Genomic DNA, 25,218 nt, shown 5'->3' with positions numbered 1-25,218 from the left:
GAAAAGTAAAGGAACAAGAGATAGTAATGGAGTAATATAAAATGGATCAGAAAAAACCAAAGAAAGTATATGTGATCGGACATAAAAATCCAGATACAGATTCTATTTGTTCGGCAATTGCATATGCAAATCTGAAAAATAAAATCACAGGAGAAAAATACATAGCGAAAAGAGCGGGAGAGGTAAATGGTGAGACAGCATATGTTCTGGATAAATTCCAGGTAAGTGTGCCGTCTCTTCTGGACAATGTACACCTTCAGGTAAAAGATATGGATATCCGTCATATTGAGGGCGTATCTGGTCACATGTCCATTAAAGACGCATGGGCAAGAATGAAAGATGAGAATATTAAGACACTGCCGGTAACAAGAGGTGAGAAGCTGGAAGGGCTGATCACTATCGGAGATATTGCTACGTCATATATGGAAGTGTACGATAATAATATCCTTGCAACAGCGAGAACCCAGTACCGCAATATCGTCAAAACACTGGACGGAACACTGATCTCCGGGAATGAGCATGGCTATTTCCTGAATGGAAAAGTTGTCATTGCCGCATCCAGTCCGGATCTGATGGAGAATTTTATTGAGAAGGATGATCTTGTCATTCTTGGAAACCGTTATGAGTCACAGCTGTGCGCGATCGAGATGGATGCAAGCTGTCTGGTCATCTGCCAGGGAGCCAATATTTCCAAGACGATCAAGAAGATGGCAGAGGAGAGAGATATCGTGATTATTCAGACACCACATGATACTTTTACTGCTGCAAGGCTGATCAACCAGAGTATTCCGGTCAAGTATTTTATGAGCCGTGATAATCTGGAGATTTTTCATTTGAATGATTATGTGGAACATGTGAAAGAAGTTATGTCAAAGACGAAGTACAGAGATTTTCCAATTCTGGATAATAAAGGAAAGTTCTGTGGTTTCCTCTCCAGACGAAGACTTATGACATCCCGTAAAAAACAGGTGATTCTTGTGGATCATAATGAAAAATCACAGGCTGTGAATGGAATTGAAGAGGCAGAGGTGCAGGAGATCATTGATCATCACAGACTGGGCGGTCTGGAGACAATCGGACCGGTATATTTCCGGAATCAGCCGGTTGGATGTACCGCTACGATCATTTACCAGATGTATCAGGAAAGTGGTGTAGAGGTAGAGCCACAGATGGCGGGACTTCTGTGCTCTGCAATTATTTCGGATACGTTACTGTTCCGTTCACCAACCTGTACGATGGTTGATCAGGCGGCAGCAGAGGCACTGGCGCGGATTGCCGGGATTGATATGGAAGAACATGCAAAAGAGATGTTCAATGCGGGAAGCAATCTGCGTGGCAAATCCGTAGAAGAGATCTGTTTCCAGGACTTTAAGGTGTTCAATGTAAAAGATATCATGTTTGGAGTCGGACAGATCACATCCATGAATCAGGATGAACTGGATGAGGTGAAAGGACGTCTGATCCCATATCTGGAAGAGGCGAGAAAGACTCAGGGACTGCATATGTTGTATCTGATGATGACTAATATTCTGGAAGAGTCTACAGAACTCCTTTGCTGTGGTGAAAATGCAAAGGAACAGGTTCTTGAAGCGTTTGAACTGCCGGGAGATACGGAAAAAATTCTCCTGAAAGGTGTAGTATCAAGAAAGAAACAGATGATCCCTGTTCTGGTAACTTACCTGCAGCAAAAATAAAAACAGATGACTCTATAGGAGAGATGACTTATGGCAAAACAGATCTGGAAGCCGGGAAATATGCTGTATCCACTGCCTGCAGTTATGGTCAGTGTGGCAGATAAAGAAGGCAATCCGAATATCATTACCGTGGCGTGGGCGGGAACGGTCTGCACAAACCCGCCGATGGTTTCGATTTCCGTGAGACCAGAGCGGTATTCTTATCACATGATCGATGAGACCGGAGAATTTGTAATCAATCTGACGACGGAAAAACTTGCGTATGCAACGGATTATTGCGGTGTGCGTTCGGGAAAAGATATGGACAAATTCAAAGAGCTGCATCTGACACCGGAAAAGGCAGAATATGTGAGTGCGCCACTGATTGCGGAGAGTCCGGTCAACATCGAGTGTAAGGTGGTCAAAAAAGAAACGCCGGGGTCGCATCATATTTTCCTTGCCGAGGTAAAAGCGGTTCATGTAGATGATGCCTATATGGATCAGAAAGGGCGATTTGCATTGGAAAAGACCGATCCGATCGTATATGTGCACGGACAGTATTATAGTCTGGGTAAGTTGCTCGGAACATTTGGCTATAGCGTGAAAAAGCCGACAAAGAAGAATGGAAAGAAAAAGAAGAAATAAAAACAGAAAATCCTCTTGACAAGAAAATGACAGAGGGTATATGCTGTGTAAGTAGAAACTCAAGGGCGAGACTGCTAAGGTGCGGTCTCGTCTTTTTTTATAGGAAATTCCGAAGGAACTTCCTATGAAAAAAAGGCACTGCGTGCCGGAGAGGCGCACTCGCACGAAGATGAAGAATGTCGCAAGCGGTCTACGCTCCGCTTCGGTCGTTGCTTAACGAGCGCCACTGGCACTCAGCAACGCGCTCGGCGCGAGAATGTGCCGAGGCACATTCTTATTTAAAAGGAGTAGTAGATGATGAAAGATTTTACATTCAATGTACCACAGGATATTATTTTTGGAAAAGGCAGTTTAAAAAGACTTCCGGAGCTTCTTGAAAAAAGTGGTTCCAAGAAGATGCTTCTGATCTCCGGACCGGTTTTGAAGAAGATCGGAATGGTCGAGAAAGTCGAAGAGATCGTGAAGGCTTCCGGTATCGAAGTGGAAGTATTTACTGATGTAGAAGCAAATCCATCTGTTGCAACGGTAGATAAAGCAACAGAAGCATACAAAAAAGCAGGAGCAACCAGTATTGTAGCTTTCGGTGGCGGAAGTCCGATGGATGTGGCAAAGGCAGTTGGTGTTCTTGCAAAATACGGCGGAGAGATCGGAGATTATGAAGGTGCACACAAGGTACCGGGACCGATCGTTCCGATCATTGCGATCCCGACAACTGCAGGTACAGGAAGTGAAGTGACGGCATTTTCTGTTATTACCGATGAAGCAAGAAATTATAAGCTGACTGTGTTCAGCTATGAGCTGATCCCAAGCTATGCACTTCTGGATCCGGAGCTTGTTATGACTTCTCCGGCATCGGTAGCCGCAGCATGTGGCGTAGATGCACTGATCCATGCATGGGAGGCTTACACTTCAAGAGATGCATCTCCATTTTCTGATGCAATGGCAGAAAAGGCAATGGAACTGATCGGTGCAAATCTGCGCAGATTCGTAGCAAACCGTCAGGACGAAGAGGCGGCGGCAGCCATGCTCTCCGGAAGCATGTTCGCAGGTATCGCATTTGCATGGGCAAGACTTGGAAATATCCATGCTATGAGCCATCCGGTAAGCGCCTATTTCCATGTGGCACACGGTGTGGCAAATGCGATTCTTCTTCCAACGATTGTGGAATATAATGCACTTGCAGATCATGGACGTTATGAGAAGATCTACAATTATATCAGCAAAGAAAAAGACCCGGTGATCGATTTTGTTCCGGAAATGTTGGTAGATGAAGCGAGAGATCTGCTTCGTGATCTTGGTATTCCGCAGCATCTTGCCGATGTTGGTGTAACGGAAGATAAGATTGAACTGATGGCTGCTGATGCCATGAAGAGCGGAAATATCATGGCAAATCCGAGACAGTCTACGATCAGGGATATCATTGAACTTTATAAAAAAGCAATGTAGATCATTCAGGGGATATGAGTCAGCAGAAGCTGGTTGATATCCCCTTTTTTGATCTGAGTATAGAAAACAGGAAGAGATTGGTGTTCTGTATAGATTTTTTTAATGCAAGAGTACCGGAGGAAAGAAAGAATAAATGCGAGTACATAGGTAAAGAATCTCCCGCATATAGTAAAAAGAGAATGGGAAAAGAGGGATATCCGTATGTGGTACCGACTGCTTTATGGAACAATCAGTTTTTTATGCTTTACATGGCTTCTGTTTACCTGGGGAGTGATTGATAACGGAAAGATCAAACTGATAAGAATGAATGATGAAACGGTAGAAGCATCCTATGAGGCAGGTGGAACAAACGAGCAGTATCAGGAAAAGCCCAAGATCGCCCTCACATTTGATGATGGCCCACATCCTTCCAGTACGCCAGTGCTCCTTGACGGGCTTGCCGGGCGGAATGTGAAGGTTACTTTTTTTGTGATCGGGGAAAATGTAGTAAAATATCCGAAAGTTGTGAGCAGAGAGGCTGAAGAAGGGCATATTATTGGAAATCATACTTACAGTCATGTAGATCTCACAAAAATGTCTCAGGAAATGACAGAGTGCGAACTCGAAAAGACCAATACCGCGATTGAAGAAATTACCGGAAAAAAGACGGAATATATGCGACCGCCCTATGGAGCCTGGAAGAAGGAGATGGAAGAGAATACCGGCATGATTGCGGTGCTATGGAATGTGGATCCGCTTGACTGGAATACGGATAATGAGACAGAAATTGTCAATAAAGTAGTGACGGAAACGGAGGAAAATGATATTATTTTATTACATGACTGTTATCTGTCTTCAGTAAAGGCGGCACTTCGCATTATCGATATCATGCAGGCGAAGGGATATGAATTTGTGACAGTCGATGAATTGCTGCTGGATTAAAGGAGAGGTTTTGATGGATTTATTTGATTATATGCGGGAGACGACAAAGGAGAAAGAATCGCCCCTTGCCTCCAGACTGCGTCCGACGACTCTGGATGAAGTGGTTGGACAGCAGCACATTATCGGAAAGGACAAGCTTTTATACCGTGCGATCAAGGCGGATAAACTGAGTTCTGTTATTTTTTACGGACCTCCGGGAACCGGAAAGACTACGCTTGCAAAGGTGATCGCCAATACTACAAGTGCAGAATTTACCCAGATTAATGCTACGGTTGCCGGGAAGAAGGATATGGAAGAAGTGGTGAATAAGGCGAAAGAACTGAAAGGGATGTACCAGAAAAGGACAATCCTTTTCATCGATGAGATTCACCGGTTTAATAAAGGACAGCAGGATTATCTGCTCCCGTTTGTGGAGGACGGCACAATCATTCTGATCGGTGCGACAACAGAAAATCCTTACTTTGAGGTGAATGGTGCGCTTCTTTCCAGATCCAGTGTATTTGAACTCCGTCCGCTTTCACAGGAAGAAGTAGAGACCCTGATTCTGAGAGCGGTGCAGGATGAGAAAAAAGGAATGGGAAGTTATCATGCGGTGATCGAGGAGAACGCCCTGCATTTCCTGGCAGACCTTGCCGGCGGAGATGCCAGATCTGCGCTTAATGCGGTGGAATTGGGTGTTCTCACCACCCCAAGAAGTGAGGATGGAATGATCCATATCACGTTGGATGTTGCATCTGAATGTATACAGAAGCGGGTTGTGCGATATGATAAGACAGGAGATAATCATTATGATACCATATCCGCATTTATTAAAAGTATGCGCGGTTCCGATCCGGATGCAGCAGTATACTATCTGGCAAAGATGCTGTATGCCGGAGAGGACATTAAGTTTATTGCCCGCAGGATCATGATCTGTGCATCGGAAGATGTGGGAAATGCGGATCCGATGGCACTGAATGTTGCAGTCAGTGCAGCACAGGCAGTGGAGCGGATCGGAATGCCGGAGGCACAGATCATTTTATCACAGGCAGTTCTTTATGTGGCAACAGCACCGAAGAGTAATTCAGCATGTAATGCTGTCTTTGCTGCGATGGACAATGTGAAAAAATATAAAACGACTGTTCCAGTGCATTTGCAGGATGCACATTATAAAGGTTCTGCAAAGCTGGGGCATGGAATTGGTTACAAATACGCACATGATTATCCGAATCATTATGTAAAACAGCAGTATCTGCCGGATGAGATCAAAGATGCCGTATTCTATGAAGCGAGCGATAACGGCTACGAACAAACGATCAAAGCGCATATGAAGCGGATTAAGGATGAAGCGTAACCTATTCGCACAGGAAATCACTGCATTCACGCAGAAGGGATTGATTTGACACAGACACTCTGCTACCATATCTGTAAGCAGAAAGGAGTGAAGAATATGGGAGCAGTTCAGGACAGCTATATAACTGTTGCATGGCTGGTTCTTCTGGTAGTACTTCTGGTGATCGAGATCATAACGGTGGGACTTACAACGATCTGGGGAGCAGGAGGTGCGCTGGCAGCACTGATCCTGAATATTCTGGATGTACCGTTTGCCGGACAGGTGGTTGCATTTTTTATTGTGACAATTTTACTGCTTGTATTTACAAGACCATTTGCAATGCGTTTTATCAACACCCGCCGTCTGAAGACGAACTATGAAGGAATCATCGGAAAGACGATCCGGATCAGCCAGAAAGTAGATAACATCGGGCAGACTGGTATGGCGGTGGTAAATGGTACAGAGTGGACGGTAAGATCCGAACAGGATGACGTGATCCTGGACCCCGGAACACTGGCGAAGGTGGTTAATATATCCGGAGTAAAGTTAATTGTAAAAAAATATGAGGAGGACTAAAAGATGACGGGACTTATTATTTTAGTAATTATTATTGTGATCGCATTACTGCTTCTGACTTCCTGCATTAAGATCGTGCCGCAGGCAAAGGCACTGGTTATCGAACGTCTTGGTGCATATCAGGCAACATGGAGTGTAGGACTTCATTTTAAACTGCCGATCATTGAACGTGTGGCAAGAAGAGTAGACTTAAAAGAGCAGGTAGTTGATTTTGCACCGCAGCCGGTTATCACAAAGGATAACGTAACCATGCGGATCGATACCGTTGTATTCTACCAGATTACAGATCCGAAGATGTTCTGCTATGGAGTAGCGAACCCGATCATGGCAATCGAGAATCTGACAGCGACCACCCTTCGTAACATTATCGGTGATCTGGAACTTGACCAGACACTGACATCAAGAGAGACGATCAATACGAAGATGCGCGCATCTCTGGATGTGGCAACGGATCCATGGGGAATCAAAGTTAATCGTGTGGAACTGAAAAATATCATTCCTCCGGCAGCAATCCAGGATGCAATGGAGAAACAGATGAAAGCAGAACGTGAAAGACGTGAAGCTATTCTCCGTGCAGAAGGTGAAAAGAAATCTACTGTCCTTGTTGCAGAAGGTGAAAAAGAATCTGTGATCCTGAAAGCGGAAGCTGAAAAACAGGCAGCGATCCTCCAGGCAGAAGCAGAAAAAGAAAAGAGGATCAAAGAGGCTGAAGGTGAAGCGGAAGCCATCCTTAAAGTACAGCAGGCAAATGCAGACGGTATCCGTTTCATCCGTGAAGCGGGTGCAGACCAGGCAGTGCTTACGATCAAGAGTCTGGAGGCATTTGAAAAGGCTGCAGACGGCAAGGCAACGAAAATCATCATTCCGTCAGAACTGCAGTCACTTGCGGGGCTTGTAAAGAGCGCTAAAGAAGTGATTAAGGAAGATTAGATTAAAAAAAGAGAGAGGAAAGGTGACAAATAGATGACGGATGTATTGATCCTGGAAGATGAACTGACTTCGCTGCAGGCATTGTCAGAGATTCTTACCACATATTCAGATGATATCCGTGTCCACAAGGCATCTTCCCTGAAAGAAGCAAAAGACCTGCTGGATCAGGAAATCCGGTATGGTCTTTTCCTTTTGGATGTAAATCTAAGCGGCGAGGACCGGGAGGATATCGGTGGGATTTTGTTCGCAAGAGAGATACGGGAGAGGTTTGAATATACTTTTACCCCAATCGTGATGGTGACTGCCATTGGCAATATGGAAATGCAGGCTTACCGGGAGCTGCACTGTTACCAGTACATTATGAAGCCATTTCGCAGGGAGCAGGTGGAAGAGGTTGTTCAGAAGGTGCTGGAAAAAGAGAGCAGGGAGAAACCACCGGTGATCGTTGTGAAAAAAGACGGGATCAATTATCAGCTGAAATGCGAGGATATCCGTTATCTGGAAGCGATACCGAGAGGAACAAGACTGCATCTTGTGACGGAAAACTGGGATGTCCCTTATGTGACTCTCAGACAGATGCTGCTTAAGATGCCAAAAGGGATGTTTGCGCAGTGCCATCGGATGTATGCGGTCAATAAAAATGAAGTTGAATATTACGATACCGTCAACCGGATCATCCGGATTAAAAATTGTCCGGATACGGTAGAAATCGGTGTGACTTACAAATCGGTGATCGGAGGACTGTTAAATGGCTGATTGGGTACGCAAATTTTTATATCGTATTTTCTGCGTAATGGCACTTATGGTATCAGTCTATCTGATCGTGGATTTTCTGATCAGCGGTACCTTCGATTACCGGGTGTTTATCATGTTTGTTCTGATGGTGATCGTTGTGATCTGGGGAATTGTGGACTGGCGAAGTAATTATGTACTGATACGCCAGAAGGAAAATGAACTGCGGCTTTATCAGAACTATCTGATTCCGCTGGAAGAACTGGTCAAAGAAATCCGTGCCAAACAGCATGAATTTGACAATCATCTGAATGCAATCCTGAATATGCATCTGACCATCGACAATTATGAAGAACTGGTAGCAAAGCAGTCTGAATATATTACGGAAATTGCCAGAGAAGATGACAGCAGGAAGTATCTCCCCCTTCTGAAGATCAGCGATAAAATCCTGGCAGGATTTATCTACAGTAAAATTGTCCGTGCGCCGGAATATGTCCGGACCGATATCCGCGTGTGGAACAAAGAAATCGTTTCCGGCATTTCCGAACACCACCTGATCGAGATTGTTGGAACCCTGATCGACAATGCATACGAAGCCTGTACCGAAGAAAAAAATCAGGTACTGATCGAAATTGATTCCCAGAATGATAAGCTTATCTTCACGATAAAGAATCAGGTCGAAAATATAGGACTTGGCGAGATCAGTCATTTCTTTGAAAAAGGATTTTCTACGAAAGAAGATGGAAAAAAGCATGGACTGGGACTTTATAATGCAAAGATGCTTGTGAACCGTTACCACGGAGAAATTACGGTGGGAATGGAGGAAATAGAAGAAAGGAAATTCATCAGTTTTGTGGTGGTTATTTAGGCAGATCGGAATATGGGACGGTCTGCTTTTTTTGTAGGTTGTGGTCGGACGCGGACAGAAAACAAATAGAGCAGATTCCTTTGTGCTGACCATTCCGATGAGCCACTTAAGGCGAAAATTGTGTCAGCAAGGGCTTCCACAATTTTTGTGTCTCATCTCCATAGCACAAACATGGAATCCTTATCCATTTGTTTTCTGTCCGCGCCCGGGATTCAGCTCTTTTGGAGCAGGCATGAGGCTTGCAAGCTTTCAAGAACGCAGCTGAGATCTGCCCAAAGAACAACGTAGAGTTTTCATGTCGTGAGATTCAAGTGTATCATTGTCCAATCACAGCCTTAATTTGCGAACCGTATCATTCACATCCATCACAATAACTGAGACATCAGCCACGCATAGACGACTTGATTTTTTTTCTGCCAGTTGAGTGCAATTGCCGCCGCTTCTTTTTCAGTCGGTACAGAAAGGGTCAGATCGATCAGGGGTTCGTGATTTTCAAAGACCTGACAGCGCACGGAATATTCCTCTCCTGCATTTTTCATATAATCCGCTTTTACGGAAACTTCATTTTTCAGATCATACTGTTTTGTCTGTAAAAAGTGGTCAATATCGTCCTGGATTGGCTTTGAGATTTTATCCTGGAAAAGATGAATCGTCCCTTTCCCATCTTCCGTCAGATGGAAAAGAGTGCGGTTGTGAGTGGATTCTTTCAGGATGAGACCACCGTCCGCAAGTTCAGAAAGAGCCTGCTGGAGTTTGAAATAATCGGTATATCCTTTGTCCAGGACAAATTCAGAAATCTGGGAGTTGGTCAGAGGAAAATCAACTTTGTCCAGCATGTATAGAATGATGAGTTTATAAAGTGTAAATGCTTCTGCCATAGGGCTGCCTCCTTAAAATGTAGTATATTCTTTTCCCTGCCAGAGATTCTGCTCTTTTAAATAGCGCTGCATCTGATTGAGTACTAACCGTTTATTGCCGGTCCAGAGCGGTGCGATAAGAAGAGATTTTGGTCCGTCACCGGTCAGACGGTGAATGACAATATCCGGACGGAGCGAAGCGATACATTTTCCGAGCAGATGAAAATAAGAGTTCATATCTGGAATATAAAAAGGTTCCTGCCTGTAAAAATCTGCCAGATCGGTATGCTTCAGAACGTGGAGAAGCTGCAGCTTGATTCCGTCAATCGGAAGAGCGTTCAGATAATGGATGGTTGCGAGCATATCTGCTTCAGATTCTCCCGGAAGAAATAAAATTACGTGGGTGATGATCTGTACCCCAATCGCGTGAAGGGAATAGACCGCCTGCTCAAAGACGGAAAGTGGATAACCACGGCGCATCCAGTTGGCAGTGCGTTCGTGGATCGTCTGAAGTCCAAGCTCTACCCAGACCGGTTTTATGGCATTTAGTTCGGCAAGCAGTGTAAGGATTTCAGGTGAAAGGCAATCCGGACGCGTTGCGATAGATAAAATGCGTACTTCTGGATCAGAAATCGCTTCGGTAAAGATCCGGCGCAGATGACAGGCTGGTGCATAGGTATTGGTATATGCCTGAAAATAGGCGATATAGCTGTGTCCGTTGTATTTGGGGCGGACAAGGCCTTTTCCATAGGCAAGCTGATCGGCAACAGAAAGAGAAGAAGAAGCGGCAAAATCGCCGGATCCGCCTTCGCTACAGAAGATACAACCGCGTGTGCCGCAGGTTCCGTCCCGGTTCGGACAGGAACAGCCTCCGTTTAAAGAAATCTTGTACAGTTTTTCACCGAAATTCTGTTTCAGATAGTAGTCCAGTGCATAGTAGCGCCGTTCTCCCCAGCGCTGAGGAGTTCCTTTTTTGTAAGTAAGCCCGCAGGATATTTCCTGCGGGCGATTGCTATCATAGGTTCTTGTATTCATAAGATTAAATCAGAGCTTTGACAGCTTCGCTTACGACCTGTGATACGCGAGGGTCAAAAGCTTCCGGAAGAATATTGTCCTCGTTCAGCTCTTCATCCGGAACAAGTCCAGCGATTGCTTTTGCTGTGGCAAGCTTCATCTCTTCGGTGATCTGTGGTGCACGTCCCTCTAATGCACCTTTAAAGATACCAGGGAAAGCGACAACGTTGTTGACCTGGTTTGGGAAGTCAGAACGTCCGGTTCCGACAACTTTTGCGCCTGCAGCTTTTGCAAGATCCGGCATGATCTCCGGTACCGGGTTTGCCATTGCGAAAAGGATCGCATCCTTATTCATAGAAGCAACCATTTCCTGGGAAACAATGTTCGGGGCAGATACACCGACGAAAATATCAGCATCCTTGAGTGCATCAGCAAGTGTACCGGTCTCATGGTCGAGATTGGTCACTTTGGTCATCTCTTTCTGCATCCAGTTCAGATTCGGTGAATCAGCTGAGATGATTCCATTGATATCACACATGGTGATCTTCGGGAAACCGTAGGTGAGAAGAAGCTTTGTGATTGCAACTCCGGCACTTCCGGCACCATTCACAACGATCTTACAGTCTTCTTTTTTCTTGCCGGTTACTTTCAGGGCGTTGATGATGCCTGCCAGAACGACGATGGCGGTTCCGTGCTGGTCATCGTGGAATACAGGGATATCAAGAAGTTCTTTTAAACGGCTCTCAATCTCAAAACAGCGTGGGGCAGAGATATCTTCCAGGTTGATTCCACCGAAAGCAGGTGCAATATTGACAACGGTCTTAATAATTTCTTCTGTATCCTGGGTATCCAGGCAGATTGGAACAGCGTTGACTCCGCCGAATTCTTTAAAAAGAACTGCTTTTCCTTCCATAACAGGCATGGCGGCTTTGGCTCCGATGTTACCAAGTCCGAGAACGGCACTACCGTCGGATACTACAGCGATTGTGTTGGCTTTCATCGTGTATTTGTAGGCTGCATCCGGGTCCTTTGCAATGACCTTGCATGGCTCGGCAACGCCTGGTGTATATGCGATTGCGAGGTCTTCACGAGAGTTTACGTGTGACTTTGCAGTAGTTTCAATTTTTCCATTCCATTTTTCATGCATTTCAAGTGCTTGCTCAATTGCTGACATTTTCATACGTCCTCCTTTGATTACAGTTTTGCTGCTCTTTTATGATAACATTCTTCTGATATGAAAGCAAATCAAAAAACTTCTTTCCATTTTGTGCAAAATGTTGTATACTTGGGTTTATCAAAAGCAGATTAGTCAGTTCAGACAAGATTTCCCAATGTTAAAAGTTTAATATTTTTTTGGATAAGAAAAGTAATTGGAATAAAGGAGGAATATAGAACATATGACGAGAGAAAAATATGAGTCCCTGCCTCTTTCTACATTAAAAGAGGTGGCAAAAACGCGCGGACTTCGCGGAATTTCAACGATGAAAAAAGCAGATCTGATCGATCTTATGCTGGAAGAAGATGACAAAGTTTCAATAAAAGAGGCGAAGGAGGAAGTAAAATCCGAAAAAGCCGGAACCGCAGATATTGAACAGCTCGACAGTGGACGTACGGTGAATGGAATTCTGGAAGTCATGGATGGATACGGATTTATCCGTTCCCAGAACTATCTGCCGGGCGAGGAAGATGTATATGTATCACCATCGCAGATCCGCAGATTCAGCCTGAAGACAGGGGATATCCTGACAGGAAATACAAGAGTAAAGACACAGTCTGAAAAATTCAGTGCGCTTCTGTATCTGACCAAGATCAATGGAATGTCTCCGGCAGAAGCAGGACGCAGAATGAACTTTGAAAATATGACACCGATTTTCCCAAATGAACGTCTCAGACTGGAAGCGGGAAAGAGCAGCACTGCAATGCGTGTTATGGATCTGATCTCTCCAATCGGTAAGGGACAGCGAGGCATGATCGTATCACCGCCGAAAGCAGGTAAGACAACCCTGTTGAAGCAGGTGGCGCTTTCTATGAGGAAGAATAATCCGGAGATCCATCTTCTGATCCTTCTGATCGATGAACGTCCGGAAGAAGTAACCGACATCAAAGAAGCCATTGAAGGGGATAATGTGGAAGTTATTTATTCGACCTTTGATGAGCTTCCGGAGCATCATAAACGTGTGTCAGAGATGGTGATCGAGCGTGCAAAACGTCTGGTTGAGCACAAAAAGGACGTTGTGATCCTTTTGGACAGCATTACCCGTCTGGCAAGAGCATACAACCTGGTTGTTCCACCGAGCGGACGAACCCTGTCCGGTGGTCTTGATCCGGCAGCACTTCATATGCCGAAACGTTTCTTTGGTGCAGCGAGAAATATGCGTGAGGGCGGAAGCCTTACTATCCTCGCAACCGCACTTGTAGATACCGGAAGTAAGATGGATGATGTCATCTACGAAGAATTTAAGGGAACCGGTAATATGGAACTGGTGCTTGACCGGAAGCTTTCTGAAAAGAGAATCTTTCCTGCAATCGATATCCCGAAATCCGGAACAAGAAGAGAGGATCTGCTTCTTACGAAAGAGGAGCAGGAAGCAGTGGATATTATGCGCCGTGCATTAAACGGAATGAAGTCAGATGAAGCGGTAGACAGCATTCTGAATATGTTTGACCGCACGAAAAATAACGTAGAATTTGTCCAAATGGTCAAAAAAACAAAGTTTATTTAGAAAATTACTTGCATTTAGAAAAAAACTATGTTATGCTAACATAGCTGTTTAAAGATATTAGCCGCGTGAAAGCGCGTAAAACGAATAAAACAAGAAGAGGTGAAAATCATGAAAGAAGGAATCCATCCAGATTACTATCAGGCAACTGTAACTTGCAACTGTGGGAATACATTCGTAACAGGTTCTACAAGCAAAGAAATCCACGTAGAAATCTGCTCTAAATGTCATCCGTTCTACACAGGACAGCAGAAAGCAACTCAGGCCAGAGGTCGTGTTGACAAGTTTAACAAGAAATACGGAATTCAGTAATAAGAGAATTCAACAGGCTGGGATTGTGAAATCTCAGCCTATTTTGTGTATACGATGAATTAAAAAGGACATAACAGAATATGAAATCTTCGAATATTGGTGGTCAGGCTGTCATCGAAGGCGTGATGATGAAGAATAAAGAACGTTATGCGGTTGCGGTGAGAAAGCCTGACGGAGAGATAGAAGTTACAACAGATACATATAAAAGTGTAGTTGGAAAATATACGGCACTTACGAAGCTACCTTTTGTCAGAGGAATCTTTAATTTTGTTGATTCTCTGGTGCTGGGGATGAAGACTTTGACCTGGTCAGCAAGCTTCTATGAGGAAGAGGAAGAAAAAGAGATGACCGAAGTCGAAGAAAAGAAGCAGGAGCGTACGGAAAAGCTTTTGATGACGCTGACGATGGTTGTATCTTTTGCACTTGCAATCGGTATTTTTATGGTACTTCCGTATTTTTTGTCAGATCTGCTGAAGAAATGGATTTCTTCCTATACAGTTCGGATTATCATTGAGGGAATCATCCGCATTGCGATTTTTGTTGCCTATGTGGGCGGAATTTCGGTAATGAACGATATTAAGCGTTTGTATCGCTATCATGGCGCGGAGCATAAGTGTATCAACTGTATTGAACATGGACTTCCACTGACTGTTGAAAATGTTAGAAAGAGCTCTAAAGAACACAAAAGATGTGGAACCAGCTTCATGCTGTTTGTCATGATCGTGGGAATCGTTCTCTTATTTTTTGTAAGGGTAGAATCTCCGCTGATGAGAGTGATTGTGAGAATTGCACTTCTTCCGGTGATTGCTGGTATTTCTTATGAGTTGATCAAATGGGCAGGAAGCAGTGAGAATCCGGTCGTGTGTATCTTAAGTAAGCCGGGACTTTGGCTGCAGGGGCTTACGACAAAGGAACCGGACGATGAGATGATCGAGGTCGGGATTGCGGCTGTAGAAGCGGTGTTTGACTGGAAAGCGTATTTGAGAGAAAATTTCGGATATAAGGAAGAGGAGTAAAAGCTGTGACCTATCAGGAAGCATATCAGAAAGCCACAGGTGAATTGAAAGCGGCGGGGATTCCGGAGCCGGAAAGTGATTCCTGGATCCTGCTGGAGCATGTGACCGGCATGACAAGGACCAGATATTATGTGGATGGTTTTGAAAGAATGCCGAAAAATGAAGAAGACCGGTTCTTTGAGCTGGTAAGCTGCAGAAAAACCCGGATTCCGGTGCAGCATCTGACCGGGGTTCAGGAATTTATGGGATATGAATTTGCAGTCAATGAACATGTACTTGTGCCAAGACAGGATACTGAGATTCTTGTAGAGGAAGCAGAAAAAAGACTGCTTCTTATGAAAAAGGAAAATCCGGTAAAAGTGCTGGATATGTGTACCGGTTCAGGCTGTATCCCAATCAGCCTGAAACTGAGAAATCCGCAGATTGTCATAGAAGGTGCAGATATTTCAGAAGAAGCTCTGAAAGTGGCTGAAAAAAATGCCAAAAAGCTGGGAGTGAGCGGTAAGTGGATCCAGACTGATATGTTTGAAAATATTACAGGAACATTTGACATGATCACATCGAATCCACCTTATATCCCGACAAAAGTGATCGAAGAGCTGGAAGCAGAGGTACGTCTTCATGACCCGTATGAGGCATTGGACGGAAAAGAGGACGGTCTTTATTTTTACCGGATCCTGGCAGAAAAGGTTCCGGAATATCTGACAGACGGCGGCTGGCTTGTGATGGAGATTGGATATGACCAGAGTGCAGATGTGGAAAAATTGCTGAAAGAGACTGGATTTGAACAGGTTTCAACGCAAAAGGATCTGGCAGGTCTTGACCGTGTGGTATGTGGCGTGTACAATAGGCATAGCAAATAACAGGAGGAAAAGAAATGTTTGATAAATTAGAAGATCTGCTCATTCGTTATGAGGAGATTATGGGTGAGCTTCAGGAACCGGACGTGGTGAATGACCAGTCACGTTTCCGCAAGCTGATGAAAGAACAGAATGATCTGACCCCGATTGTTGAGGCATATAAAGAATATAAAAATTGTAAACAGAACATTGAAGACAGTCTTTCTCTTCTGGAGGAAGAATCCGATGAAGAGATGAAAGAGCTGGCAAAAGAAGAACTCAGTGAGTCTAAGAAGAGAGTCGAAGAGCTGGAACAGGAGCTCAAGATCCTTCTTCTTCCAAAAGACCCGAACGATGACAAGAACGTTATCGTGGAGATCCGTGCAGGTGCAGGTGGAGATGAAGCTGCCCTTTTTGCGGCTGAGATCTACCGTATGTATGTACATTATGCAGACAGCAGACGCTGGAAGACAGAGATGATCTCCCTCAATGAAAACGGAATCGGCGGATTCAAGGAAGTTGTATTTATGATCACAGGACAGGGAGCATATTCCCGTATGAAGTATGAAAGTGGTGTACATCGTGTACAGCGTGTGCCGGAGACAGAAAGCGGCGGACGTATCCATACTTCAACCATTACCGTAGCAGTGATGCCGGAAGCAGAAGAAGTTGACGTTGTGATCGATGAAAAAGATATTCGTATCGATGTTATGCGTGCATCTGGTAACGGTGGTCAGTGTGTCAATACCACAGACTCTGCTGTACGACTGACTCATTATCCGACAGGAATCGTGATCTACAGCCAGACTGAAAAATCACAGCTGCAGAACAAGGAAAAGGCATTCCGTCTTCTGCGTTCCAAGTTATATGAACTGGAACTGGAGAAGAAGCAGTCTGCAGAGGCTGAGGCAAGAAGAAGCCAGATCGGTACCGGAGACCGTTCTGAGAAGATCCGTACTTACAACTTCCCACAGGGACGTGTGACCGATCACAGAATCAAGCTTACGCTTCATAAGCTGGACAGCATTATGAACGGAGATCTGGATGAAATCATTGACAGCCTGATCGCAGCAGACCAGGCAGCAAAGCTGGCATCGATGAATGAGGCAGTATAAGCTGGTAAAATCGATAGAGAAATTAAAGGGAGTATGAAAGCTGGGAGAGAGGCTTTCATACTCCTTTTTGTTTATAGTGACACTTTACAAAGAAAGCAAAGATTCAGAAAATCACAGTATAGATTTTATACTCTAAGTATATTGATTGTTTTCGTGGATTCTTGTAAAATGATTTTGGAGTGATGGGTACAGAAAAGTAGGAGGTGATAATTACCGATGACTAAAGATGAATCGCTCTTAAAGCATAAGGAAAGATACAAAGAGACGATAAAAATCTGACTGTGATGAGCGATATCCTTGCGCGGAATGTTTTTAAAGACAGGAAAGCCTGTGAGTATGTTCTTCGAATTATTATGGATGATGAAGCAAGAATGGACGAGAAGAAAGATGTAGCATATTCTCTCGCTGACAGGAAAATGAGTGTTGAGGATATTTCTGAAATTATAAAAGTAAATATTGAAACTGTCAGAGGATGGCTTGCAGGACGCACTCCTGCTAAAAAATAGTAATAGGATACCCTCATACAGGTCAAGAAAACAGAAATGTCCCGTATGGGGGGATTTTTATATACCGAAAAATAAAACAGAGGCGTTGAATGAACATACAACAATTAACTTATATCGTAGAAATCGCAAAATGCAACAGCATTTCCCGCGCGGCAGAGTATCTCTTTGTTTCGCAGCCTGCTCTGTCCCAGCAGATCCGGAATCTGGAAAAGGAATTGGGATACTGCGTATTTCGCAGGACAAGAAAAGGACTGGAGCTTACCGAAAAAGGGAATCTTTTTTACCAAAAAGCGCAAAAAATGCTGGAAGACTGGAGTCGTTTTAAAGAAGAAGTGATTTCGGGAACAGAACATAAAAAATTAAAAATCGGACTTGGTGCCAGAGTCTATTCCAACAGACTGTTTCCAAGGATTGTAGGATATTTTGAGAAGCATCCGGAGCTCGAAGTGACATTTTATACGGAGGCTGGGCTGGATGCATATGCAGCGATCAAGGACGGTTCCCTTGATATGGCACTGGATCGGATGCCGGAAAATGAAATCGGCATGGAAAAATGCGTCTGTTTCGCGAAAGAGCTGATCCGTGAGAAACAGTGTGTACTGACAGCACCGGATCATCCGCTGAGTAAAAAAGGAAAGGCTTCGATTCTGGACTGCAGGGAATATACCATGCTCACAGGATTGGAGCATTCGGTGGAAGACCGTCTCCTAAGAAAGACATATGGTGAACAGAATATCACATGGAAGAGGGTCATCCGATCGGATAGTATTGATACAGTGATGAAGATGGTGAAAAGCGGAAGCGGGATCGCGATCGGACCACAGTCCTTTGCAGAATACTATGGGGTTACGGCGGTGCCACTGGTTCCAGCCAGGCAGGACAGTCTTTATTTTGCCTGCCTGAAATCAAAGAAAAAAGAGCCGGAAATCCGGGAATTTCAGAGGTATCTGACTACTCTGGTTTCCAGTGCTTGTCCAGATTAAATCCACGTCCCTGGACTTCCTGTACCTGAGAAACGATGATAAAGCTTTCCGGATCGATCAGGTGGACATTTTTCTCAAGCTGGACAAGCTCACGGTTAGATATGACAGTGAGCACCATATTCAGCTGCTGGTTCAGATAGCCACCCTGAACCGGAATGATGGTTGCACCACGGTCGATCTGTCTGAGTACAAAATTGCGGATTTCATCCGAATGTTTGCTGATGATTTGGACGGCAATCCTTGAAGTACCGCTGACGATCAGCTTATTCATGACAAGTGTATAAATGATCACATACAAAATTGCATAGAGTACTTTGTCAACCGGTTGATAAAGCGCCTGTCCCAGGATGACAAAGAAGTCGATAATATACAGACCGACTGAAACCGGGAAACGGAAATATTTATTCAGGATCAGCGGAGGAACATCAACGCCGCCGGTAGAAGCGCCGGTACGAATGATCATCCCAAGAGAGATTCCGATTCCGATCCCTGCAAAAAGTGTGCAGAGGATCAGGTTGTCCGTCAGAACATAATCTCCAAGGATCTGATTGAAAAATTCCAGTGCGATCGGATACATAAAAGAACTTAAAATTGCAGAAAAAGTATATTTTTTCCCGAGAAAAATATAGGCAAGCACCAGCATGATAATGTTAAAAGCGAGTACCAGCGAGGAAAGCGGGATACCGGTTATGCGTTGCAGGATCAGTCCGATTCCGGTTGTGCCTCCGGCAACAAGGTCGGCGGGTAGAAGAAAAACTCTTGCAGAGAAAGCGTTGAGAATATTTCCCAGACAGATGATGAGAACAGAAGCGATCTGTTCTTTTCTTTTTTCAGTAAGATTCATTGGACAGTACCTCCATAAGTCGATATCTTTAATTTAGGAGAAATGGGAGTAAATGGGAAATACATAATATGAATATCGATATAAGAAAAACTTATATTGTGACTGACACTGTGTCCTTGAAAAAAATCAGAATATGCTAAAATTGACATAAATGAGAGAACATGAGGAGGTACAAAAGATGGGACATATTGTACAGCGTTTGGTCCGGAATGCCATCATGCAGGCAGTGAACCAGGCAATCCAGAAGAAGACACAGCAGGAAGCTGCAAAGCTTGGAAACGAATGGAAGGGAAGTTTTCACTGTCTGGTATCCGGGTATTACAGCGGGATGACCGTCAAATATCTGATGCTTCCATTTGCAATCTTCTGTATTCTGTGTGCGGCAGGAAGTGGAATTGCCGGAGGGCTGACCTACAGTATCTGGTTTATCGTGATCGCAGTGGTGTGCCTGGTTACGCGCAGTTATGGAATGAAAAAGATGCGTGTCATCATTTACTGGGACAATGGCATGGCGTTTTATGACAAGAATGGCAATGAACTCGTACAGCTGCCACGGACAGCCATCGATCAGATGACAGTGAAAAATAGTAAGATCACCATCCCATGGGAAGGGAAAGAGTATAAGATCATCAGAAACCCGTTGGATAACGAAAAAGAAGTACGGGAAATGCTCAATTTCTATGGAAAAGACAGATAAGGAGTGATAGAAAATGAATTTTCAGATCACAGAATATTGCCATCACATTTTAGAAGAGTATATAGAAGAAGGGGATATCTGCATTGATGCCACCGCCGGAAACGGCGGTGACACGGAGTTTTTGTGCCAGAAAGTCGGAGAGACCGGAAATGTCTATGCTTTTGATGTGCAAGAGATGGCGATTTCTCACACTAGAGAACGCCTCGAAAGAGCGAACCTGTCGACAAGAGCCAAGCTGATCCACGATGGTCACGAGAAAATGCAGACCTATGTAAAAGAAGAAGTCAAAGCCATCACCTTCAACTTCGGCTACCTCCCCGGCAGTGACCGCAAAATCGCAACCCATCCATCAACAAGCCTCGCCGCCATCGAGTCAGCCCTTAACCTGCTCAAAAAAGGTGGCATCATAAACCTCTGCATCTACAGCGGCGGCGACACCGGCTACGAAGAAAAAGAAGCCATTTTGAATTATGTCAAAGAATTAGACTCCAAAAAATGGCTCGTAATCGTAAACGCTTACTACAACCGCAAAAACGATCCCCCACTCCCAGTATTCATCTATAGACTGAAATAGTTTTTATTTCAGAAAACAGTAGTGGATCAACTGAATCAACAAAGCCGTTTTGCGCTTTTTATGTCTGTCGAAGAAAATCATACCGGAACAAATAAAGCCGTTTTTGCGGTTACCTGTTTGGCAAAAAACTTCGTACTGAGGCAACAGTCACAACCAGTAAAGTAGATCTGCCAAGACTGCAAAATAGAACGTTCCAATTCCATTCGAGGCAATGAAGATAAGACTCAAAAATTGTGGAAGCCATTGCTGACACAATTTTTGCTTTCAGAGGCTTATCGGAATGGTTTGCCGAGTGGAATTGGAACGTTCTATTTTGCAGTCTTGGCCCACTAACTTTACAAGTAACACAAAAAAATACAAGAAAACCGCAAAAATCCACTCAAAATGTGGTATACTAACAGACAGTACCGCAAAAAAGCGGAATATGGAAGGATTTTTTATGGCAGAAGCAAAATTTAAAAGACCAGAACTGACAGACCGGGATCTTATTGATTTTTATTTCAAAAAGTACCCAAGCAGAAGCTGCGACCGTACTTTTGCAAATGTATATCTGTGGGCAAGGTTTTACGAAGTAGAATTTGCACAATATAATAACGTTCTCCTGTTCCGGGACAACAGTGCAGGTTACGGCTATGCATTTCCGGCAGGTGAAGATGAAGATGTAAAAGCAGCGATTGAAGATATCATGAAGTGGGAGAAAGAAAAAGGCGTTCCATTCTGTCTGTATGGGGTGACAAAAGAGAATTTCGCCAAGCTTGAAACATGGTTTCCAGGCAAATTCGACATCACCTATCACAGAGATGAGGCGGATTATGTCTATGAAAGTGAGAAACTTGCAACACTTTCCGGCAAAAAGCTGCACGGCAAGCGGAATCACGTCAATAAATTTAAAGCACTTCACGGAGATAACTGGAGTTACGAAACGATTACAGAGGATAATCTGGAAGAGTGTTTTCAGATGGCACTGAAATGGCGGAATCTGAATGGCTGTGAAGATGATGAAGAGAAGAATTCCGAGATGTGTGTAACACTCAATTCACTGCGCCTTTACAAAGAACTGAACCTGATCGGAGGTCTGCTCAGAGTTGGTGATGAGATTGTTGCATTTACGATTGGAGAAGCGGTAAATGACGATACCTTTGTGGTTCATATCGAAAAAGCTTATGCGGATATTGAAGGTGCATATACCATGATCAACCAGCAGTTCGTAGAGCATGAAATTGCCGGAAAATACAAATATACCAACCGGGAAGATGATGTTGGAGAAGAAGGATTAAGAAAGGCCAAGCTTTCCTACAAACCGGTATTTATGGTAGAAAAAGGTGTTGTGACATTAAAAGAAGACAGCGAAAAGGAGTGTGCAAAAGATGATATCTAAGAAGATGGAAAATATGGTGGCAAACAGCTCGGCGATTCGCGCCATGTTTGAAGAGGGAAATCGTCTTGCAAAAATTTACGGACCGGAAAATGTATTTGATTTCAGTCTCGGTAATCCAAATGTACCGGCACCGAAAGCCGTAAAGCAGGCGATTCTTGATATTTTGGATGAAGAAGATGAACTGGTGCTTCATGGATATACTAACAGCAATGCGGGATATGAAGATGTTCGCCAGGCTGTAGCTGAATCTCTGAATGAGCGTTTTGGTACTGCATTTGCAGCAAAAAATATTACGATGACAGTTGGCGCAGCAGGCGGACTGAATGTTATTTTAAAAGCACTGTTAAATCCGGGAGATGAAGTGATCACATTTGCACCGTACTTTGGAGAGTACAGAAGTTATGTCAATAATTTTGACGGTGTTCTGGTTGAAATCTCACCGAATACCGTAGATTTTCAGCCAAAGCTGGATGAATTTGAGGCAAAGATCACACCGAAGACAAAAGCAGTGATCGTTAATACACCGAATAATCCGACCGGTGTTGTCTATTCCGAAGAGACGATCAGGAAGATGGCAGAGATCATGGAGAAGAAGCAGAACGAATACGGAACAGAGATTTATCTTATCTCTGATGAGCCATACCGTGAACTTGCTTATGATGGTGTGGATGTACCGTATCTGACCAGGTATTATGCCAATACGATCGTAGGATATTCTTATAGTAAATCTCTTTCCCTGCCGGGAGAGCGAATCGGATATCTGGTGATTCCGGATGATGTAAAAGATTCAGAGACACTCATTGCAGCAGCAAATGTTGCAAACCGTATTCTTGGATTTGTCAATGCGCCAACCCTGCAGCAGAAGGTAGTTGCAAGATGTCTGCATGAGAAAACCGATATTTCATACTATAACAGAAACAGGGAGACTCTTTACCAGGGACTCATAGAATGTGGATTTGAATGTGTCAAACCGCAGGGTGCATTTTACCTGTTCATGAAGACTCCGATCAAGGATGAAAAGACATTTTGCCAGGAAGCAAAAAAATATAATCTGCTTCTAGTACCGGGAAGTTCTTTTGGATGTGCAGGATATGTCAGAATTGCATATTGTGTAGCTTATGAGACAATCGTAAATGCACTGCCGAAATTCAAAGAGCTTGCAAAAGAATATCAGCTAGGATAAGACAAAAGCAAAAGATGTGACAGAAAGGTGAGAAAGCAAGATGAGAGAATTTGAGAAAAATATCCGAAGAGTAGAACCTTATGTTCCGGGTGAACAGCCACAGAAAAAAGTGATCAAACTGAATACCAATGAGAATCCGTACCCACCTGCACCGGGAGTTCTTGCGGCAATGAAAAAGCTGGAGGGTCATGTGGACAGTTTAAGGCTGTATCCGGATCCGACATCTGATACACTGGTCAGTGCACTGGCGGACTTTTATCATGTTGGAAAAGATCAGGTTTTTGTGGGAGTGGGATCTGACGATGTTCTCTCTATGTGTTTCCTTACCTTCTTTAACTCGGAAAAACCGGTTTTCTTTCCGGATATTACATATTCCTTCTACAAAGTATGGGCGGATCTTTACCGGATTCCATACGAATGCAAGAAGGTAGATGGAAACTTCCATATCATAAAAGAAGATTATTATCCGGAAAATGGTGGTGTGATTTTCCCGAATCCAAATGCACCGACATCCATCTATGAAGATCTGGAATTTGTGGAAGATATCATCAGACACAACCAGGATGTTATTGTGATTGTGGATGAGGCATATATTGATTTCGCAGGAGAGTCAGCACTTTCGCTTCTGGACAAATATGACAACCTGATCATTACGCAGACATTTTCAAAGGCAAGATCGATGGCTGGAATGCGTATTGGATATGCAATCGCAAGTCCGCTCCTGATCAAGTATTTAAACGATGCAAAATATTCGTTCAATTCTTATACTATGAACAAAACTTCTCTGGTATACGGAGCAGAAGCGGTAAAAGATAAAGAATATTTTGCTGAGACAACACGTAAAATTGTGGAGACAAGAGACTGGGCAGAAGAAGAATTCAAAAAGCTCGGCTTTGTATTTCCAAAACCAAGCGCAAACTTCATCTTTGTATCACATCCGGAATACGATGCAAAAGAACTCTTTGAAGCAATGAAAGCAAAAGGAATCTATGTGCGTTTCTGGGGAAGCGAGCGGATTGAGCAATATCTGCGTGTGACGATCGGTACGAGAGAAGAGATGGAAGCACTCTTTGCCTTCCTCCGTGAATATATGATGTAAGTGTTAAAAACATAAATTGCGTTTGTGCTTACACAAATAAGCAATTTATGCTTATTGACACGTCGAACACCGATTTAATAAGTAAAAAATAGGAGATTTGTATGACTGAAACTTTAGTACAGTGGTTTGTAACCCATCTGGGTGGCAAGGCTGCCAAAGAACTGATTATCTTTATTATTTCAATGATTCCGATTCTGGAGCTCAGGGGAGGAATCCTTGCGGCAGGTCCGGCGTTTTTAAATATCCCGACCTGGCGTGCAATCCCAATCTGTCTGGTGGGGAACCTGATCCCAATTCCGTTTATCCTGCTTCTGATCCGTCCGATTTTTGCATGGCTGCGCAAGACGCGCCTTTTCCGTCCGCTTGTAGAAAAGCTGGAGAAAAAAGCGATGAGCAAAAGTGATCGGATCAGCAGATATGAATTCTGGGGGCTGGTACTCTTTGTAGGAATCCCGCTTCCGGGAACCGGAGCCTGGACCGGAGCTCTTGTCGCATCCCTCCTTGGCATCGACTGGAAAAAAGCTTTCGGAGCAATCGTAGTCGGCGTATGCATGGCATCGGTGATCATGTATATCCTGTCTTACGTTGTGATCGGAGGAATCTTTGGATAAAAAGTGAAAGCTTTCTCTTTGAGAGAACACAGAATGGCTGTATACGAAAGTATATGGTCATTTTTGTTTGGCGAATGATAGAGGTTGAGTGAGCACCAGCCACAAAAGGAATCGTTCGGATTCAAGTTGCGCTAACCATTCCGATGAGCCTCTTAGGACGGGAAGCATGTTCAGTAAAGGCTTCCATGCTTCCTGAGTCTCATCTCCATAGCGCAAAATAGAATCCGAACGATTCCTTTTGTGGCTGGCGCTCTTTGAACTTTATCGAATAAAATGTGGTGATATTGGTAAGATAACAGCAATTCAGAACGAAGCAGGAGAAAACTTTGAGAAGGGATGAGGAGTCTGTTGTTTAATTGAAAACATT

At 43.9% G+C, this 25,218-nt stretch carries 26 protein-coding genes; 22 read left to right on the top strand and 4 right to left on the bottom strand.

Annotated elements, in window-relative coordinates; genetic code table 11:
- Nucleotides 1-41: 41 nt before the first annotated feature.
- From PGQ33_RS10465 to PGQ33_RS10425, 9 genes are all read left to right on the top strand, one after another.
- The gene (locus tag PGQ33_RS10465; RefSeq protein WP_022221151.1) at nt 42-1,694 is read left to right on the top strand and encodes a putative manganese-dependent inorganic diphosphatase; all 1,653 of its coding nucleotides are present in this window, start codon (nt 42-44) and stop codon (nt 1,692-1,694) included.
- 30 nt (nt 1,695-1,724) lie between these two features.
- Nucleotides 1,725-2,318 carry a flavin reductase family protein gene (locus PGQ33_RS10460; protein WP_270205697.1) on the top strand — a complete coding sequence of 198 codons (594 nt, stop codon included), beginning with the start codon at nt 1,725-1,727 and terminating at the stop codon, nt 2,316-2,318.
- A gap of 297 nt (nt 2,319-2,615) precedes the next feature.
- Nucleotides 2,616-3,764 carry an iron-containing alcohol dehydrogenase gene (locus PGQ33_RS10455; protein WP_055156811.1) on the top strand — a complete coding sequence of 383 codons (1,149 nt, stop codon included), beginning with the start codon at nt 2,616-2,618 and terminating at the stop codon, nt 3,762-3,764.
- 303 nt (nt 3,765-4,067) lie between these two features.
- Entirely contained in the window at nt 4,068-4,685 is a 618-nt protein-coding gene (locus tag PGQ33_RS10450) for a polysaccharide deacetylase family protein (RefSeq protein ID WP_179961127.1), read from the top strand.
- A gap of 13 nt (nt 4,686-4,698) precedes the next feature.
- Nucleotides 4,699-6,018 carry a replication-associated recombination protein A gene (locus PGQ33_RS10445; protein ID WP_117558926.1) on the top strand — a complete coding sequence of 440 codons (1,320 nt, stop codon included), beginning with the start codon at nt 4,699-4,701 and terminating at the stop codon, nt 6,016-6,018.
- Nucleotides 6,019-6,114: 96 nt separating this feature from the next.
- Entirely contained in the window at nt 6,115-6,573 is a 459-nt protein-coding gene (locus tag PGQ33_RS10440; RefSeq protein ID WP_117834468.1) for an NfeD family protein, read from the top strand.
- A gap of 3 nt (nt 6,574-6,576) precedes the next feature.
- Entirely contained in the window at nt 6,577-7,503 is a 927-nt protein-coding gene (locus PGQ33_RS10435) for an SPFH domain-containing protein (RefSeq protein ID WP_055156817.1), read from the top strand.
- Nucleotides 7,504-7,536: 33 nt separating this feature from the next.
- Nucleotides 7,537-8,259, top strand: a complete 723-nt coding sequence (locus PGQ33_RS10430; RefSeq protein ID WP_008369569.1) for a LytR/AlgR family response regulator transcription factor — start codon at nt 7,537-7,539, stop codon at nt 8,257-8,259.
- The gene (locus PGQ33_RS10425; RefSeq protein ID WP_117558922.1) at nt 8,252-9,103 is read left to right on the top strand and encodes a sensor histidine kinase; all 852 of its coding nucleotides are present in this window, start codon (nt 8,252-8,254) and stop codon (nt 9,101-9,103) included. Before PGQ33_RS10430 ends, PGQ33_RS10425 begins: the two co-directional genes overlap by 8 nt.
- A gap of 365 nt (nt 9,104-9,468) precedes the next feature.
- On the opposite strand, the gene PGQ33_RS10420 is transcribed toward PGQ33_RS10425, so the two are convergent.
- From PGQ33_RS10420 to PGQ33_RS10410, 3 genes are read right to left on the bottom strand one after another with little or no spacing between them, the layout of a single operon-like run.
- Nucleotides 9,469-9,981 carry a DUF4364 family protein gene (locus tag PGQ33_RS10420; protein ID WP_117558920.1) on the bottom strand — a complete coding sequence of 171 codons (513 nt, stop codon included), beginning with the start codon at nt 9,979-9,981 and terminating at the stop codon, nt 9,469-9,471.
- A 12-nt stretch (nt 9,982-9,993) separates the two neighbouring features.
- Entirely contained in the window at nt 9,994-10,995 is a 1,002-nt protein-coding gene (locus PGQ33_RS10415) for a TIGR01212 family radical SAM protein (RefSeq protein WP_270205696.1), read from the bottom strand.
- Between the two features lie 4 nt (nt 10,996-10,999).
- Nucleotides 11,000-12,148, bottom strand: coding sequence for an NAD(P)-dependent malic enzyme (locus PGQ33_RS10410; RefSeq protein WP_270205713.1), 1,149 nt, complete (start codon nt 12,146-12,148; stop codon nt 11,000-11,002).
- Nucleotides 12,149-12,371: 223 nt separating this feature from the next.
- Here PGQ33_RS10410 and rho point away from each other — a divergent pair, with 223 nt between their 5' ends.
- The 7 genes from rho (at nt 12,372) to PGQ33_RS10375 (ending at nt 18,465) form a co-directional block, all read left to right on the top strand.
- A complete protein-coding gene (rho, locus tag PGQ33_RS10405; protein ID WP_008369555.1) occupies nt 12,372-13,697 on the top strand; it encodes a transcription termination factor Rho in 1,326 nt (441 codons plus the stop codon).
- 108 nt (nt 13,698-13,805) lie between these two features.
- A complete protein-coding gene (rpmE, locus tag PGQ33_RS10400) occupies nt 13,806-14,006 on the top strand; it encodes a 50S ribosomal protein L31 (RefSeq protein WP_008369554.1) in 201 nt (66 codons plus the stop codon).
- A gap of 80 nt (nt 14,007-14,086) precedes the next feature.
- Nucleotides 14,087-15,022: a DUF1385 domain-containing protein gene (locus PGQ33_RS10395; RefSeq protein WP_173685091.1), complete on the top strand. Its 936-nt coding sequence runs from the start codon at nt 14,087-14,089 to the stop codon at nt 15,020-15,022.
- A 5-nt stretch (nt 15,023-15,027) separates the two neighbouring features.
- Nucleotides 15,028-15,885: a peptide chain release factor N(5)-glutamine methyltransferase gene (prmC, locus tag PGQ33_RS10390; protein WP_117824618.1), complete on the top strand. Its 858-nt coding sequence runs from the start codon at nt 15,028-15,030 to the stop codon at nt 15,883-15,885.
- Between the two features lie 14 nt (nt 15,886-15,899).
- Nucleotides 15,900-16,976 carry a peptide chain release factor 1 gene (gene prfA, locus PGQ33_RS10385; protein ID WP_117824617.1) on the top strand — a complete coding sequence of 359 codons (1,077 nt, stop codon included), beginning with the start codon at nt 15,900-15,902 and terminating at the stop codon, nt 16,974-16,976.
- A 371-nt stretch (nt 16,977-17,347) separates the two neighbouring features.
- Nucleotides 17,348-17,482, top strand: coding sequence for a hypothetical protein (locus PGQ33_RS10380; RefSeq protein WP_270205695.1), 135 nt, complete (start codon nt 17,348-17,350; stop codon nt 17,480-17,482).
- 89 nt (nt 17,483-17,571) lie between these two features.
- On the top strand, nt 17,572-18,465 hold the full coding sequence (locus PGQ33_RS10375; protein WP_270205694.1) for a LysR family transcriptional regulator: 894 nt from the start codon (nt 17,572-17,574) through the stop codon (nt 18,463-18,465).
- Here PGQ33_RS10375 and PGQ33_RS10370 read toward each other — a convergent pair.
- A complete protein-coding gene (locus PGQ33_RS10370; RefSeq protein ID WP_117824615.1) occupies nt 18,434-19,309 on the bottom strand; it encodes a YitT family protein in 876 nt (291 codons plus the stop codon). The genes PGQ33_RS10375 and PGQ33_RS10370 overlap by 32 nt on opposite strands.
- A gap of 178 nt (nt 19,310-19,487) precedes the next feature.
- On the opposite strand from PGQ33_RS10370, the gene PGQ33_RS10365 reads away from it, so the two are divergent.
- The 6 genes from PGQ33_RS10365 (at nt 19,488) to PGQ33_RS10340 (ending at nt 24,851) form a co-directional block, all read left to right on the top strand.
- On the top strand, nt 19,488-20,006 hold the full coding sequence (locus PGQ33_RS10365; protein ID WP_270205693.1) for a hypothetical protein: 519 nt from the start codon (nt 19,488-19,490) through the stop codon (nt 20,004-20,006).
- 13 nt (nt 20,007-20,019) lie between these two features.
- Nucleotides 20,020-20,580, top strand: a complete 561-nt coding sequence (locus PGQ33_RS10360) for a tRNA (mnm(5)s(2)U34)-methyltransferase (RefSeq protein WP_270205692.1) — start codon at nt 20,020-20,022, stop codon at nt 20,578-20,580.
- A gap of 439 nt (nt 20,581-21,019) precedes the next feature.
- Nucleotides 21,020-21,958 carry a DUF2156 domain-containing protein gene (locus PGQ33_RS10355; protein WP_044998728.1) on the top strand — a complete coding sequence of 313 codons (939 nt, stop codon included), beginning with the start codon at nt 21,020-21,022 and terminating at the stop codon, nt 21,956-21,958.
- Nucleotides 21,948-23,141: a pyridoxal phosphate-dependent aminotransferase gene (locus tag PGQ33_RS10350; RefSeq protein WP_008369542.1), complete on the top strand. Its 1,194-nt coding sequence runs from the start codon at nt 21,948-21,950 to the stop codon at nt 23,139-23,141. Before PGQ33_RS10355 ends, PGQ33_RS10350 begins: the two co-directional genes overlap by 11 nt.
- A 40-nt stretch (nt 23,142-23,181) precedes the next feature.
- A complete protein-coding gene (gene hisC / locus PGQ33_RS10345) occupies nt 23,182-24,240 on the top strand; it encodes a histidinol-phosphate transaminase (RefSeq protein ID WP_270205691.1) in 1,059 nt (352 codons plus the stop codon).
- 101 nt (nt 24,241-24,341) lie between these two features.
- Nucleotides 24,342-24,851 carry a COG2426 family protein gene (locus PGQ33_RS10340; RefSeq protein WP_022220948.1) on the top strand — a complete coding sequence of 170 codons (510 nt, stop codon included), beginning with the start codon at nt 24,342-24,344 and terminating at the stop codon, nt 24,849-24,851.
- Nucleotides 24,852-25,218 lie beyond the last annotated feature (367 nt).

Origin of the sequence: Coprococcus sp. AM100_B19A, from assembly GCF_027662015.1 — a bacterium.
Lineage (GTDB): Bacteria > Bacillota > Clostridia > Lachnospirales > Lachnospiraceae > Allocoprococcus > Allocoprococcus comes.
This window is presented reverse-complemented; position numbering and strand designations above follow the sequence as displayed.

Bases quoted from the DNA above. Each gene is read 5' to 3' on its own strand.
- PGQ33_RS10465 (WP_022221151.1), top strand. From the start codon at position 42: ATGGATCAGAAAAAACCAAAGAAAGTATATGTGATCGGACATAAAAAT.
- PGQ33_RS10460 (WP_270205697.1), top strand. From the start codon at position 1,725: ATGGCAAAACAGATCTGGAAGCCGGGAAATATGCTGTATCCACTGCCT.
- PGQ33_RS10455 (WP_055156811.1), top strand. From the start codon at position 2,616: ATGAAAGATTTTACATTCAATGTACCACAGGATATTATTTTTGGAAAA.
- PGQ33_RS10450 (WP_179961127.1), top strand. From the start codon at position 4,068: ATGAATGATGAAACGGTAGAAGCATCCTATGAGGCAGGTGGAACAAAC.
- PGQ33_RS10445 (WP_117558926.1), top strand. From the start codon at position 4,699: ATGGATTTATTTGATTATATGCGGGAGACGACAAAGGAGAAAGAATCG.
- PGQ33_RS10440 (WP_117834468.1), top strand. From the start codon at position 6,115: ATGGGAGCAGTTCAGGACAGCTATATAACTGTTGCATGGCTGGTTCTT.
- PGQ33_RS10435 (WP_055156817.1), top strand. From the start codon at position 6,577: ATGACGGGACTTATTATTTTAGTAATTATTATTGTGATCGCATTACTG.
- PGQ33_RS10430 (WP_008369569.1), top strand. From the start codon at position 7,537: ATGACGGATGTATTGATCCTGGAAGATGAACTGACTTCGCTGCAGGCA.
- PGQ33_RS10425 (WP_117558922.1), top strand. From the start codon at position 8,252: ATGGCTGATTGGGTACGCAAATTTTTATATCGTATTTTCTGCGTAATG.
- PGQ33_RS10420 (WP_117558920.1), bottom strand. From the start codon at position 9,981: ATGGCAGAAGCATTTACACTTTATAAACTCATCATTCTATACATGCTG.
- PGQ33_RS10415 (WP_270205696.1), bottom strand. From the start codon at position 10,995: ATGAATACAAGAACCTATGATAGCAATCGCCCGCAGGAAATATCCTGC.
- PGQ33_RS10410 (WP_270205713.1), bottom strand. From the start codon at position 12,148: ATGTCAGCAATTGAGCAAGCACTTGAAATGCATGAAAAATGGAATGGA.
- rho (WP_008369555.1), top strand. From the start codon at position 12,372: ATGACGAGAGAAAAATATGAGTCCCTGCCTCTTTCTACATTAAAAGAG.
- rpmE (WP_008369554.1), top strand. From the start codon at position 13,806: ATGAAAGAAGGAATCCATCCAGATTACTATCAGGCAACTGTAACTTGC.
- PGQ33_RS10395 (WP_173685091.1), top strand. From the start codon at position 14,087: ATGAAATCTTCGAATATTGGTGGTCAGGCTGTCATCGAAGGCGTGATG.
- prfA (WP_117824617.1), top strand. From the start codon at position 15,900: ATGTTTGATAAATTAGAAGATCTGCTCATTCGTTATGAGGAGATTATG.
- PGQ33_RS10380 (WP_270205695.1), top strand. From the start codon at position 17,348: ATGGACGAGAAGAAAGATGTAGCATATTCTCTCGCTGACAGGAAAATG.
- PGQ33_RS10375 (WP_270205694.1), top strand. From the start codon at position 17,572: ATGAACATACAACAATTAACTTATATCGTAGAAATCGCAAAATGCAAC.
- PGQ33_RS10370 (WP_117824615.1), bottom strand. From the start codon at position 19,309: ATGAATCTTACTGAAAAAAGAAAAGAACAGATCGCTTCTGTTCTCATC.
- PGQ33_RS10365 (WP_270205693.1), top strand. From the start codon at position 19,488: ATGGGACATATTGTACAGCGTTTGGTCCGGAATGCCATCATGCAGGCA.
- PGQ33_RS10360 (WP_270205692.1), top strand. From the start codon at position 20,020: ATGAATTTTCAGATCACAGAATATTGCCATCACATTTTAGAAGAGTAT.
- PGQ33_RS10355 (WP_044998728.1), top strand. From the start codon at position 21,020: ATGGCAGAAGCAAAATTTAAAAGACCAGAACTGACAGACCGGGATCTT.
- PGQ33_RS10350 (WP_008369542.1), top strand. From the start codon at position 21,948: ATGATATCTAAGAAGATGGAAAATATGGTGGCAAACAGCTCGGCGATT.
- hisC (WP_270205691.1), top strand. From the start codon at position 23,182: ATGAGAGAATTTGAGAAAAATATCCGAAGAGTAGAACCTTATGTTCCG.
- PGQ33_RS10340 (WP_022220948.1), top strand. From the start codon at position 24,342: ATGACTGAAACTTTAGTACAGTGGTTTGTAACCCATCTGGGTGGCAAG.